Source organism: Nitrosococcus oceani ATCC 19707 (genome assembly GCF_000012805.1).
In the GTDB taxonomy this organism is placed as follows: Bacteria; Pseudomonadota; Gammaproteobacteria; order Nitrosococcales; family Nitrosococcaceae; genus Nitrosococcus; species Nitrosococcus oceani.
In genome coordinates, this window is the sequence record NC_007484.1 from 142,945 (window position 1) to 155,610 (window position 12,666).

At 51.2% G+C, this 12,666-nt stretch carries 13 protein-coding genes; all 13 read left to right on the forward strand.

From position 1 onward, the window contains the following. Nucleotides 1-521 precede the first annotated feature (521 nt). Entirely contained in the window at nt 522-1,646 is a 1,125-nt protein-coding gene (locus NOC_RS00865) for a hypothetical protein (protein WP_244859997.1), read from the forward strand. A 39-nt stretch (nt 1,647-1,685) separates the two neighbouring features. Further along, entirely contained in the window at nt 1,686-2,231 is a 546-nt protein-coding gene (locus NOC_RS00870; RefSeq protein WP_002813338.1) for a GTP-binding protein, read from the forward strand. Further along, the gene (locus tag NOC_RS00875; protein WP_002812156.1) at nt 2,224-2,853 is read left to right on the forward strand and encodes a hypothetical protein; all 630 of its coding nucleotides are present in this window, start codon (nt 2,224-2,226) and stop codon (nt 2,851-2,853) included. The genes NOC_RS00870 and NOC_RS00875 overlap by 8 nt, the downstream gene beginning before the upstream one ends. Nucleotides 2,854-3,229: 376 nt before the next feature. Next, a complete protein-coding gene (gene glnE / locus NOC_RS00880) occupies nt 3,230-6,139 on the forward strand; it encodes a bifunctional [glutamate--ammonia ligase]-adenylyl-L-tyrosine phosphorylase/[glutamate--ammonia-ligase] adenylyltransferase (protein WP_002813656.1) in 2,910 nt (969 codons plus the stop codon). A gap of 42 nt (nt 6,140-6,181) precedes the next feature. Further along, nucleotides 6,182-7,111, forward strand: a complete 930-nt coding sequence (locus NOC_RS00885) for a branched-chain amino acid transaminase (protein WP_011330242.1) — start codon at nt 6,182-6,184, stop codon at nt 7,109-7,111. 36 nt (nt 7,112-7,147) lie between these two features. Beyond that, nucleotides 7,148-7,894 carry a YebC/PmpR family DNA-binding transcriptional regulator gene (locus NOC_RS00890; protein ID WP_002812852.1) on the forward strand — a complete coding sequence of 249 codons (747 nt, stop codon included), beginning with the start codon at nt 7,148-7,150 and terminating at the stop codon, nt 7,892-7,894. Between the two features lie 103 nt (nt 7,895-7,997). Beyond that, on the forward strand, nt 7,998-8,522 hold the full coding sequence (ruvC, locus tag NOC_RS00895) for a crossover junction endodeoxyribonuclease RuvC (RefSeq protein ID WP_002813023.1): 525 nt from the start codon (nt 7,998-8,000) through the stop codon (nt 8,520-8,522). Further along, on the forward strand, nt 8,519-9,118 hold the full coding sequence (gene ruvA / locus NOC_RS00900; protein WP_002812171.1) for a Holliday junction branch migration protein RuvA: 600 nt from the start codon (nt 8,519-8,521) through the stop codon (nt 9,116-9,118). Before ruvC ends, ruvA begins: the two co-directional genes overlap by 4 nt. Nucleotides 9,119-9,120: 2 nt before the next feature. Beyond that, complete coding sequence (gene ruvB / locus NOC_RS00905) at nt 9,121-10,167, forward strand: Holliday junction branch migration DNA helicase RuvB (RefSeq protein WP_002812141.1); 1,047 nt, start codon at nt 9,121-9,123, stop codon at nt 10,165-10,167. Next, on the forward strand, nt 10,160-10,567 hold the full coding sequence (gene ybgC / locus NOC_RS00910; protein ID WP_002812927.1) for a tol-pal system-associated acyl-CoA thioesterase: 408 nt from the start codon (nt 10,160-10,162) through the stop codon (nt 10,565-10,567). Before ruvB ends, ybgC begins: the two co-directional genes overlap by 8 nt. Further along, a complete protein-coding gene (tolQ, locus tag NOC_RS00915; protein ID WP_002812522.1) occupies nt 10,557-11,234 on the forward strand; it encodes a protein TolQ in 678 nt (225 codons plus the stop codon). Before ybgC ends, tolQ begins: the two co-directional genes overlap by 11 nt. A gap of 12 nt (nt 11,235-11,246) precedes the next feature. Beyond that, nucleotides 11,247-11,693, forward strand: a complete 447-nt coding sequence (gene tolR / locus NOC_RS00920; RefSeq protein WP_002814055.1) for a protein TolR — start codon at nt 11,247-11,249, stop codon at nt 11,691-11,693. 10 nt (nt 11,694-11,703) lie between these two features. Further along, nucleotides 11,704-12,660 (forward strand): cell envelope integrity protein TolA, encoded by a 957-nt coding sequence (gene tolA / locus NOC_RS00925; protein WP_002813934.1) that lies wholly within the window; start codon nt 11,704-11,706, stop codon nt 12,658-12,660. The last annotated feature ends 6 nt before the right edge of the window (nt 12,661-12,666 follow it).

Below are 12,666 nucleotides of genomic sequence, written 5' to 3' on the forward strand. Positions count from 1 at the left end.
GGATCCCTGCTGGATTTCTTTATTGCCTTGGATAAGAAGGATCACCCATTACGGCAACGTATGCTGCTCCCGGCATAGCTTATATGCTTACCACGGAACCAAGGAAAGCGTTATGGGAAAAACTAGGTCGAGAGATGAGGGGGGTCAGTATTATACCGAGGGCGTCTGAAGCAGTATTGAGCGAAGCTGTGACAGGGAGCACAGATTTAGTATGCCGAAAAAGTATTCTCAGTGTAACAATTAGCTAAGTTTATTGGAACAGTTATGTCTATGGGATCCTGCAAATATTGCAGTGGCAGAAGTATATTAAAAACGTAGCTGCGATCAGTGGGCATTGAGGAAAATAGGTCAGTGTCTTGGAAAGCAAGGATTGATACTACTATCACCGTGGAAAATATTAATAGAACAGTTAGAACGAGGTATTTAGAAAAGATTTTGGTATACCTATGGTAAATTCAAACTTGGTTCCCTTACGTGTAGCTACTTTTGGTGTAGGTCAACATGTAAGAAAGCTATTAGAGATGGCGTTTTCGGGGCCTGGCAAGGGAAACTATCTTTTAGTAGAGGAAACCTCTGCTGAAGCAGGTATTCTTGATTTGGACGGCCCTAGCTGGAAGATGGTATGGAATGATTATAGATCTCGTTTCCCTAAACGCCCAGCCCTTATCATGTCCATGCGCCCCGCTGTTTTTCAGGACTCTTTGGTTATCCCCAAGCCAGTGAGGTTAGAGACTTTATTAGCGGCTTTGGAAAAACTTAGAGCAAATTGTAGATGCGGAGGGAAAGCGCCGAGGTCATCTCCGCAGCAACCGTTAAAATCGCGCCATGGGGCTGGAGCATCCAAGTCTTTTCAGATTCCTTCCTCTTCTATAAAAGCTGCTAACAGCACAGCGTATCAACCTTTTATTTTTGGCGCCGCAGAAGCGATGGAGAGAGGGACGATTCAGGAATACTGCGGTAATGCGCCTGATCGCGATGTTACCGATCCTATTCAATTGGAAAAAATTTATTATGATCCTCACCGTTATTTTCAAGGCTATCTCCATAATGCGCTTATCAAAGCCCAAGCTATAGGCGGCGCTCGCATTACCAGTGGTTGGGGTGAAGTCATTGTTTTATCTGAAGTCAACCAGGCCATGCTTAGACTGAGTGATAGACAGCTCCGGCCGCTATGTGTGATGCCATTGGCTAAAGCGAATGTTGATATCAGCGCGCTTGCTCCACAAGAGGTGGAGGCATTGTACTCCCAGGTTGTTTATTCAGACTCATGGCAGTCTCTGCATCCCTTGCTATGGAAAGTCGCTTTGTGGACTTCGCGGGGGCGGATTCCCTTGGGTGTGCCTCTTGATCGCCCCGTATGCCTCAAACACTGGCCTAACCTTACCCGGTTATTGCTCACACCCCACGCGATGCGTATTGCTGCTCTCTGGGCGGTGCAGCCTTGCTCTTTAATGGGAACCGTCGCTACCTTGCAGATACCCCAACGTTATGTTTTTGCTTTCTTTAGCGCCCTCCATAGCGTGGGGTTGGTAGAACTAGAGCAGATTACAGTAAAGAAAGTGCCTTCATCAATCCCAGCCTCTCACCATCAAGGTATCCTGGGCAGAGTTTTGAATCGATTACGTAAGGCTAGCCCTCCTCTATGATAGTTTCAGGATTGAAATCTATAAATTTCATGAAGTTTAATGGCAAATCATAAGCTTATATTTACTGGTCCCGTAGGGGTTGGTAAAACAACAGCTATTAGCATGCTTAGCGATATTCCCACCGTCAGCACAGACGAGACGGCTAGCGATATGACACGGCGAAAAAAGCCTCGGACTACTGTAGCCATGGACTACGGGCTGATGAATGTGTCGGAAACGGAACGGGTTCATCTCTATGGTACACCTGGCCAAGAGCGATTTGACTTTATGTGGGATATTTTGACTGAAGGGGGAATTGGGTTGGTCTTGCTGTTAGATAATAGCCGTACTAATCCTCTTCAGGATATGCATTTTTTTCTTGGCGCTTTTCGAGGATTCATTAATCGTACGGGTGTGGCAATCGGAGTATCGCGAATGGATTTGCACTCCCAGCCAAAAATCAGTGATTATTATCAACAGCTGCAAGGGTTTGCTAAGAAACCGCCTATCCTTGAAGTAGATGCTCGTAACCGCAGGGATGTTTCCTTGTTAATACAGACATTGCTTTATTCCTTAGATCCAGGATTGGCCAATTCAGATGGGTAGTTACCAAATTATTCCCAATCAATATGTACTACCAACGCCAGGGGGTGCCTATTACGCTATTTCGAGCCCCGTGGTGGAGCCTGCCCGGGAGCTATTGTTTCGAGTGTTTCAAGAAAGCAATACGCCTCCGCTAACCGCCGAGAAAGTGCAAGCCTGGGGAGAAGATGGAGCCGTGACTTTAGAGTTGATTTTTCGGATGCAATCCTTGGCCTGGTTGCAAGGTATACCGCTTTCCCGTGAAGCTCCGGCGGGGTCGTTAGAAGGTGTCTTGCCGAATTTACTGGCTAAATTGTCTGGCAGTGGGAAGGCGCTGCTTTCCGATGATCAGGGATTTTATCTTGCGACTCATGGTTATGGGCACGAGACTGCTGAAGAATTATCAGCCTTGAGTGCTGATCTAAGTGCTTTGCATGAGCGGCACAAGGGCTTATTACAAGAGCATTTAAAGCTACGCTCAAGGGGTTGGGGGTTGGTGGGCGCTGCCGGGACTAGTCAGGTAGGATTTTGGCCCCTTTATATGGGAAAGCAGCACTTTATGTTAGTTATTGGGGATTGCCCCCGTTTTAATCAACCGGCATTTACTGAGCTTATTTGGCTATTAGCGCGGCGTTATTCTCACTAACGTGGATAATATTATTGAGGAAGTTATAATCCGTAGTGCGTTGGCCTAGAGCATTAGGGTATCGAGGTTTGTTTATACCATTATCCTAGAAGAAAGCGTGTCGCCGTATCCACCGCAATTTCACTATTTTTATTTTCTCCCGCCTCTTCACTCTCAATTTGTTGCACCATAACATCAATGCCTGCTACAGCCTTGACAGGTTATTGCTGTATAACGGAGTCTGTGGACATTGAATAGCCCTCTTTCTGAAGGAAGGCCAATGGTTATGTTATTAAACTCACCCGCGCTAAACAGAAAGCGCCGGAAGGGATAGTCATGCTGCACAACTCCCTATCTTTTCCGGCAGGTAATTACTGGGATTTTCCGCGAACCGCCGATGAACTGGCAAGCCAACATTCATAAGCTACCGGCCCTTCTCCAGGGGCGGCTTAAAAATGATTTGGCTCGTTTTCAGGAAGCGTTAGAGCAGAAAAATCTGGATACGGTATTCAAAGCAAAAACACTTAAAACGCTTTGTCTCGTCTGGGGGGCGAGTGAGTTTGTGGCAACCAATTGTATTCGTTGGCCTTCTTTGTTGTTGGATTTGCAAGGAAGCGGTAATCTCTTCCGTGCTTATGAGCCAAACCATTATGTCAAAAGCCTAGCTCAACAGCTTACTAATATTTCTACTGAAACGGAGCTGATGGTTGTCTTACGGCGTTTTCGCCAGCGGGAGATGGTGCGCATTGTTTGGCGTGATTTGGCCGGTTGGGCCAGCCTTGATGAGGTTTTTAGGGAACTCTCCCAACTGGCAGAGGCGTGTCTTAACAGCGCCTTGGCTTGTTTACACTATTGGCAAAGCCAGGCGTTAGGCACTCCTTATGGATCTATCTCTGGTAAACCTCAGTCCATGGTAGTGTTGGGTATGGGTAAATTGGGGGCGCGGGAACTTAATCTTTCTTCGGATATCGACCTTATTTTTGCCTATCCTGAGTCGGGGGAAACTCGCGGCGCGCAGCGGACCTTGAACAATGAGGAATATTTCATTCGTTTAGCTCGGCGCTTAATCCGAGTCCTTGATGAGCGCACGGAAGAGGGATTTGTGTTTCGGGTTGACATGCGTTTGCGCCCTGATGGGGACTCTGGTCCCCTGGTGGCAAGTTTCAATGCCATGGAGAATTATTATCAGAATCAAGGCCGTGACTGGGAGCGGTATGCCATGATCAAGGCTCGGGTGGTTGCCGGTGACTGTCAGGCTGGAACGCGTTTAATGGCGATGCTACGGCCTTTTTCTTATCGTCGTTATCTAGATTTTGGCGCCATTGAGTCTTTACGTAGCATGAAGGCGATGATTGCCCAAGAACTGCGGCGGCAGGGAATCAAAGCTAATATAAAACTAGGTCCTGGAGGGATTCGCGAGGTTGAATTTATTGGCCAATCTTTTCAGTTGATCCGTGGGGGACGTGAATCGGCTCTTCAGGAGCGAGGGATCCTGCGGGTGCTGACGCTGTTAGCGGAGAGAGACCACCTGCCCTATTATGCTAAAGAAGAACTATGCGCAGCCTATGTGTTTTTGCGCCGGGTTGAGCATCGCCTCCAAGCTTACCGGGATGAGCAAACCCACGATTTGCCAACTTCAACCGAGGGACGTGTTCGTTTGGCCTTTGCTATGGGTTACAGGGATTGGGAGGCGTTTGCTAGCGCGCTCGAAGAGCATCGGCGCCGGGTTCAAGAGCATTTTGAGCAGTTATTTGCTGCGCCTCATATGGATATCACTGATCAGATGGCCCAGGAGAAGAGACTTGCCGAAGTTTGGTTAGGAGGGGAGTTACGGGAGGCGAGTCTAGCGGTTTTAAGTGCGGCTGGATATCGTGCCCCAGAAGAGGCGGTGCAGACGCTGATGTATCTACGCCAGTCTTACACGGTGCGCGCCCTTAGCGCTCAGGCCCGAATTCGCCTGGATCGGTTGATGCCCCTGTTGCTAGGGGCAGTTGGCCGCACCGAGTATCCAGAGCAGTGTCTGCAGCGGGTAATAATTTTGCTGGAAACCGTGGCTCAGCGTACCGCTTATTTAGCTCTATTGGCAGAATATCCTATGGCTTTATCCCAGCTCGTGAAGCTATGTGCGGCCAGCCCCCTGATTGCCCGCCAGTTGACCCGCTACCCTTTGCTATTGGATGAACTGCTGGATCCCCGTTCTCTGTACCAGGTATTGGGCTATGATTCCTTGGCCGAAGATCTGAAGTGGTCGCTAGAATCTATCCCAGGGGATGATTTGGAGCAACAAATGGAATTGCTGCGCCACTTTTGCCAGCGCCAGACATTGCGCGTTGCGGCGGCTGATGTGACGGGGGTGCTGCCCCTGATGAAAGTAGGTGATCACTTAACTTATTTGGCGGAGGTAATTCTAAAAAAGGCCCTGGAGCTTAGTTGGCGGCACCTGGTTCACCGCCATGGCCGACTTCAAAGCAGCACCGGAGAGCAGCCGGAAGAGTCCGGTTTTGCCGTCATTGGCTATGGAAAATTGGGGGGGTATGAGCTGGGCTATGGTTCCGATCTGGACCTGGTTTTCCTTCATAACGCTAAACCGGGCGATCCTCCCAGCGAGGGGAAAAAACCCCTCGACCCTGTGGTATTTTATAGTCGTTTGGGACAGCGTCTTATCCATATCCTACAGACTTCGACTCCTTCTGGAAAACTGTATGAAGTTGATACTCGCCTGCGTCCAAGCGGCGTTTCCGGACTATTGGTCAGCGGCCTGGATGCCTATCGAGGTTATCAGTGCATGCAAGCTTGGACTTGGGAGCATCAAGCCCTGGTTCGGGCCCGCTTCGTGGCGGGCGACGCAAGGCTCGGCGCCGCCTTTACCGCTATGCGGCAGGAGATTCTGGGGCGGCAACGAGATCCAATAAAGTTGCGGGATGAGGTCCGTCATATGAGGGCTAAGATGCGGAACCAATTGGATCGCAGCCAGGGGGGCTGGTTCGATCTTAAGCAGGGCAGGGGTGGTATTGCTGATATAGAATTTATAGTTCAATATGGGGTACTTGCCTGGGCCCATGCTCATCCTCAATTGCTAGAGTACCCGGACAATATTCGGATTCTGGAAGGTTTTGCCCAGGCGGGGCTGTTGGCATCAGAAGAAAGTCAGCTACTGGCGGATGCCTATCGGGCCTATCGGGCAGCAGCCAATCGGCTCAATTTACAGACCCACGAGGCTCGGGTAGAAGAGGGGCAGTTTCGCCAGGAGCGCATTGCTGTCCAGCAGCTGTGGTCTGCTTTACTAGAAGATGAATCCGCCAAATAACCCCTCAGTGAACAATCAGGTAAGTAAGGGAGATGAGATGAAATGAGCACGATGGATGACCGCGACGGCATCATCTGGTTAGACGGCGAACTGGTGCCTTGGCGCGAGGCCCGAGTCCATGTATTAACCCATACCTTACATTATGGGATGGGAGTTTTCGAGGGGGTACGCGCTTACAAAACTCCCCGGGGTACAGCCATTTTCCGGCTGCAGGAACATACCGAGCGTTTGTTCCGTTCCGCCCATATTCTCAATATGACTATCCCCTATGATAAAGAGACCTTGAATCAGGTTCAGCGCCTGGTAGTGCGGGAAAATGGTTTGGAGACGGCTTATATTCGTCCCATGTGTTTTTATGGTTCCGAAGGTATGGGTTTGCGGGCTGATAACCTGCAGGTTCATGTGATGCTTGCAGCTTGGTCCTGGGGAACTTATCTAGGCGCTGAGAACATTGAAAGAGGAATCCGGGTGAAGACATCTTCCTATACCCGGCACCACGTGAATATTACCATGTGCAAGGCCAAGGCCAACGGCAATTACCTAAACTCCATGCTGGCGCTGCAAGAAGCCTTAGCCAGCGGTTGTGACGAAGCCTTGTTATTGGACACGGAAGGGTACGTGACTGAAGGCAGTGGGGAAAATATCTTTATTATTCGCAATGGCGTGATTTACACGCCTGATCTCACCTCAGCCTTGGAAGGAATCACTCGGGATACTATTTTTCAGTTGGCCCAGGAGATCGGCGTGCCTTTGCGGGAGAAGCGGATCACCCGGGATGAGGTCTATGTAGCGGACGAAGCTTTCTTTACTGGGACGGCAGCGGAAGTTACTCCTATCCGAGAGTTGGATGGCCGAAGGATTGGTGATGGTGTCCGTGGACCTATTACGGAACGCCTCCAGAGCCTCTATTTTGATCAGGTGCATGGCCGCCGGGAGGCTTACCCAGAGTGGCTGACTCTGGTATCGGATTGAGATTGAAGTGCTGGTTGATTAAGCGAAAGGAGAACTATGGCGGGACATAGTAAATGGGCCAATATTCAATATCGTAAGGGCGCCCAGGATGCCAAGCGGGGTAAGCTTTTTACCCGGCTTATTCGCGAGATTACGGTGGCGGCTCGCCTTGAGGGCGGCGATCCCGCAACAAGTCCAAGGCTGCGCACCGCTATTGACAAGGCTTTCGCTGCTAATATGCCGAAAGATAACATTGAGCGGGCTATCAAACGAGGCACCGGCGATCTGGAAGGAGTGGCCTACGAGGAGGTCCGCTATGAAGGATACGGACCCTATGGCGTAGCCGTGATGGTGGACTGTATGACCGATAATCGTAACCGCACCGTGGCTGAAATCCGCCACGTTTTTAGTAAATGGGGCGGAAATCTGGGCACGGATGGATCGGTTGCCTATTTATTCAGCAAAAAAGGAATTATCAGCTATTCTAAGGAAAGCAACGAAGATGCCATCATGGAAGTAGCCATTGAAGGGGGCGCTGAGGATGTGGTGACTAACGAGGATAGCTCAATAGATGTGTTCACTGAACCGGAGGAGTTTTCGACGGTAAAGAAGGCTCTGGATGAGGCGGGTTTGAAAGCCGAGCAGGCAGAAATTACGCAGCATGCGTCGACCAGCGTCTCATTGGCGCTGGAGGAAGCACGGAAAATGCTGGATTTTCTGGATGCTCTGGAGGAGCTGGATGACGTTCAGCAGGTCTATAGCAATGCTGATTTCTCCGAGGAAATTCTAGCGCAATTAGGATAGTTTCGGTTTCGGCCATTATTGAAAATGGCGCGATTAGCCGGAGAAAATAGGTGCCGATTCTTAGGTAAAGCTCTTCTTTTGGTAGATAATTTCCCAATTTTTTATGGCGCGAATCCTCGGTATTGATCCTGGGTCCCGGATTACGGGCTACGGCTTGATTGAAACTAATAACAAAAAAACCGTCTATATCGCTGCCGGTTGCATCCGAGCGGGAGAGGGAGGATTAGCGGAACGATTGGGACAAATCTTCCAGGGAATTACCGGAATTATCCAAGCTTACCATCCTGATGAAGTAGCGGTGGAGCAAGTTTTTATGCACCAAAATCCTGGCTCTGCTCTGAAGTTGGGACAGGCCCGCGGGGCGGCGATCTGTGCCGCAGTCAATGCGGTGCTCCCTATTTTTGAATATACCCCATCCCAGGTTAAACAAGCTGTGGTGGGACGTGGCGATGCGGCTAAATCACAAGTTCAATACATGATACGCTTATTGCTTAAACTTCCTGCCGAGCCGGCAACAGATGCTGCTGATGCCTTGGCCTGCGCCCTCTGCCATGAGCATGCAGGTCCGCTTCTGGCTGGTTTGGCTGGACAGGTAAGGGGTCGGCGGCGAGGGCGCTATTATCGATGATTGGTCGTCTGCGGGGTATTTTATTGGAAAAACGGGCTCCCTTTTTACTATTAGATGTACAAGGTGTAGGTTATGAGCTGGAAGCTCCTTTGTCTACGTTCTATGTCCTTCCCGCTATGGGCGCTGAGGTGATCCTATACACTCATCTGGTGGTGCGAGACGATGCCCACCTGCTGTATGCTTTCGCCAGTGAAAAGGAGCGCGGGCTGTTCCGGAGTCTTATTCGGGTTAATGGTGTGGGCGCTAAATTGGGATTGGGAATTCTTTCTGGAATAGAGGCCGAATCCTTTACCCGCTGTGTCCAGGAAGGAGATACGGTGAGTCTGACCCGGTTGCCTGGCGTAGGTAAAAAAACGGCGGAACGCCTCATTGTGGAGATGCGGGATCGGCTGCTCGATATGCCGGAGAGTGGAGTGGCAGGGATGCGCCCCGATAGGGTTGATGGTTCCGCCCCGGGGACAGTGGCGGAAGCGGTCAGCGCCCTGGTGGCGCTAGGTTATAAACCTAATGAAGCTAGCCGGGCGGTGCGCCGCCTCGATACGGAGGCATTGACCACGGAGGAGATCATCCGGCAGGCGCTACAGCGGATGTTATAATCATGACCCTAAACCGAGATATGGTTTCCCCCCAAGAAGATCGTGGGGAAAAAGCAGTTGAATTTTCGCTACGTCCTGCCAGATTAGCCGATTATGTAGGACAACCCCAGGTGCAAGAGCAGATGGAGGTTTTTATTCCTGCTGCCCGGGCCCGGCATGAGGCCCTTGACCACGTACTTATTTTTGGCCCCCCAGGGCTGGGTAAGACCACTCTCTCCCATATTATTGCCAATGAGTTGGAAGTGAATCTGCGGCAAACTTCTGGACCGGTACTGGAACGGCCTGGCGATCTGGCTGCTTTGCTTACCAATCTGGAGCCTCGGGATGTACTTTTTATCGATGAAATTCATCGCTTAAGCCCAGTGGTGGAGGAAGTGCTTTATCCGGCCATGGAGGATCGTCAGATTGATATTATGATTGGTGAGGGTCCGGCGGCGCGATCCATCAAACTGGATTTGGTGCCTTTTACCTTGGTGGGGGCGACCACCCGGGCAGGATTGTTGACTTCTCCTCTGCGGGATCGCTTTGGTATCGTGCAACGCCTAGAATTTTATGCGGTAGATCATTTAGTTTTGATTGTGGAACGTACGGCCCGTATTCTTGGCATGGCGATGGAAAAAGAGGGCGCCTTGGAGATTGCGCGCCGTTCCCGCGGAACGCCGCGAATTGCTAACCGCCTGCTGCGGCGAGTGCGGGATTATGCCGAAATCAAGGGAGATGGCCAGGTAACCCGCCAGGTAGCGCAAAAGGCCCTGGATTTGCTAGACGTGGATAGCCATGGTTTTGATACCATGGACCGCAAGTTGCTGTTAGCGATGCTTGAGAAATTCGATGGCGGGCCGGTGGGTGTCGATAGTCTAGCAGCCGCCATTGGCGAAGAGCGGGGTACTATTGAAGATGTCATAGAGCCATTTTTACTTCAGCAGGGATTCGTTATGCGTACGCCGCGAGGCCGAATGGCAACCCGCCATGCCTATCTTCATTTTGGTTTAAAACCGGCTGTAAAGATGGTGCCACAAGAAGTTTCTGATCTTTTTCCCAATGAATGAATTTGTCTGGCCAGTGCGTGTTTACTATGAGGACACGGACAGCGGTGGCGTGGTTTATTATGCTAATTATCTCAAGTTTATGGAACGGGCCCGTACCGAGTGGTTGCGCAGCCTGGGTTTTGAGCAGGATGTTTTGCTCAATGAACAGGGGTTGTTATTTGTGGTACGCTCCTTGCAATTAGATTATTTGCGGCCAGGGCGCTTTAATGATTGGCTGAAGGTTCATAGCCATCTCCTGGAGCGTGGACGCGCCAGTTTGGCTTTTGCCCAGACGGTGCGGCGCGGGGAGCAAACGCTCCTCTGCCAGGCCGAAGTGAAGGTGGTTTGCCTAAATGCTCAAACCTTTCGCCCTTGTCCCATTCCTAAACTGATACTTGCGGAGATTACCGGTGACTGTTGATCTCTCTCTTCTGGATTTAATTACAGGTGCCAGCTTCTTGGTGCAATTGGTGATATTGATACTGCTAATTATTTCCGTGATTGCTTGGACTCTTATCTTCCGTAAACGCAGCGAGCTGAAGCAGGCCAGGGAGGAGGCCGACGAGTTTGAAGATCGGTTTTGGTCGGGGAAAGAACTCAATAGCCTCTACGCTGAACTAGCTGCCCAAGAGCTCCCGCCTGGGGGCATGGAAGGTATCTTTCTCGCGGGTTTCAGCGAGTTTGCACGTTTGCGCAAGCAGGCTGGCGTGGAGCACCGAACGGTATTGGATGGAACCCAGCGGGCGATGCGGGTTTCCTTGGCCCGAGAAATAGATATGCTGGAGGCTTCGCTGCCGTTTTTGGCCACAGCTGGTTCCACCAGCCCCTATATCGGCCTATTTGGCACCGTATGGGGAATCATGAATTCGTTCCGAGGCTTGGGCAATGCTCATCAAGCCACTTTAGCTATGGTGGCGCCAGGGATTGCCGAGGCGCTTATCGCCACCGCCATGGGGCTGTTTGCCGCTATTCCGGCGGTGATTGCCTATAATCGCTATGCTTATGAAGTGGAGCGCCTGGCCAACCGCTATGATACCTTTGTAGAGGAATTCTCTACTATTCTTCAGCGCCAGATTCATACTGTTTAAGTCTAGCCCCCCATGTATACTCTTCAGCAACGCAAGCGGCGCCGGCTCCTGGCGGAAATCAACGTGGTGCCCTACATTGATGTCATGTTGGTGTTATTGGTGATTTTCATGATTACGGCGCCGATGCTGACTCAGGGAGTTAAGGTTGATCTACCCCGGGCAGGCTCTAAGCCGGTAAAGCCGCCGGAGGATGAGCGGCCTTTGTTGATCAATGTGGACGCCCAAGGGCGTTATTATATTAATATAGGCGAAACGCCAGACCAGCCTGTTACAGCAGATAAGCTTTTAGAGGTAGTTACTTTGGTGCTGCGCCATAAGCCTGATACCCCCATTCTTATAGGAGGGGATCGCCAGGTTTCCTATGGCGCCGTGGTGAAGATAATGGCCCTGCTACGGCAGGCAGATGTTTCCCAACTCGGACTCATTACAGAGCCGCCGCCCCCGCAGGAATCTCGCTAATTTATTATCCATGGAGAATCCACGCCAGAAATGGTTCGCCTTTGCACTGGCTCTTTTGGTCCACGGTATTTTATTTGCTGTGTTGGTGATTAGTCTGGGCTGGACTCCTAAACCCGAGCCAGTCAATATTGCCCCGGCGCAGATTGTCCAAGCCACTGTCGTAGATAAGGAGAAGCTGTTAGCGGAAGCCGCCCAGCGGCGGCAAGCAGAACAGGATGCACTAGCCCGGCAGCAGGCCCTAGTGCAAAAACGGGAAGCAGCTGAACGGCAGCGGGCAGAAGCCCAGCGCCAGCAGCAGGCGAGAGCGGAACAGGCCAGGCGGGAAACCCAAGAACAACAGGCATTGGAGCAAAAACAGCAGGAGGAACAAGCCCGGCTTAAACGACTAGAGGCGGAGCGGCAGGCAAAGGAAGAAGCGGCCCGCCGTCAGGCGGAAGCCGAGAAAAAGCGCGCTGAGGAGAAAAAGCGCCAAGCCGAGGCCGAGAAGCGGCGGTTGGAGGAAGAACGGCGTCGGGCTGAGGCAGCCAAACGAAAAGCGGAAGAAGAGCGTAAAAAGATTGAGGCGGCTAAACGCAAGGCGGAGGAGGAACGCAAAAAAGCAGAAGCGGCCCGCCGCCAGCAGGAACTTCAGGACCGTATCGAGGCGGAGGAGAACGCCGCTCAAGTTGAGGCTGCCCGTAATCGCTTTTTAACGCAAGTAAAAATGCGAGTACAGCGTTACTGGATCCGCCCCCCGAGCGCCCGCGATGATCTTGTGGTTTTACTGCAAGTAGAAATGCTACCCAGCGGCGAGGTGCGCAATGTGAAAGTGGCTAAGAGCAGCGGTGACCGAGCCTTTGATCGCTCGGGAGAAGCAGCGGTTTATAAAGCTGCCCCTTTGCCAATACCGGCCGAGTCAGCGGCGGCAGAAGATTTCTTACCTAGATTTAATTTTAAATTCTGTTCTGATCCTTCTAATTGTAAATGATGAACA

What these genes read in the sequence shown, in the direction of transcription:
- NOC_RS00865 (WP_244859997.1), top strand. Translation starts at nt 522, where the DNA reads ATGGCGTTTTCGGGGCCTGGCAAGGGAAACTATCTTTTAGTAGAGGAA.
- NOC_RS00870 (WP_002813338.1), top strand. Translation starts at nt 1,686, where the DNA reads ATGGCAAATCATAAGCTTATATTTACTGGTCCCGTAGGGGTTGGTAAA.
- NOC_RS00875 (WP_002812156.1), top strand. Translation starts at nt 2,224, where the DNA reads ATGGGTAGTTACCAAATTATTCCCAATCAATATGTACTACCAACGCCA.
- glnE (WP_002813656.1), top strand. Translation starts at nt 3,230, where the DNA reads ATGAACTGGCAAGCCAACATTCATAAGCTACCGGCCCTTCTCCAGGGG.
- NOC_RS00885 (WP_011330242.1), top strand. Translation starts at nt 6,182, where the DNA reads ATGAGCACGATGGATGACCGCGACGGCATCATCTGGTTAGACGGCGAA.
- NOC_RS00890 (WP_002812852.1), top strand. Translation starts at nt 7,148, where the DNA reads ATGGCGGGACATAGTAAATGGGCCAATATTCAATATCGTAAGGGCGCC.
- ruvC (WP_002813023.1), top strand. Translation starts at nt 7,998, where the DNA reads ATGGCGCGAATCCTCGGTATTGATCCTGGGTCCCGGATTACGGGCTAC.
- ruvA (WP_002812171.1), top strand. Translation starts at nt 8,519, where the DNA reads ATGATTGGTCGTCTGCGGGGTATTTTATTGGAAAAACGGGCTCCCTTT.
- ruvB (WP_002812141.1), top strand. Translation starts at nt 9,121, where the DNA reads ATGACCCTAAACCGAGATATGGTTTCCCCCCAAGAAGATCGTGGGGAA.
- ybgC (WP_002812927.1), top strand. Translation starts at nt 10,160, where the DNA reads ATGAATGAATTTGTCTGGCCAGTGCGTGTTTACTATGAGGACACGGAC.
- tolR (WP_002814055.1), top strand. Translation starts at nt 11,247, where the DNA reads ATGTATACTCTTCAGCAACGCAAGCGGCGCCGGCTCCTGGCGGAAATC.
- tolA (WP_002813934.1), top strand. Translation starts at nt 11,704, where the DNA reads ATGGAGAATCCACGCCAGAAATGGTTCGCCTTTGCACTGGCTCTTTTG.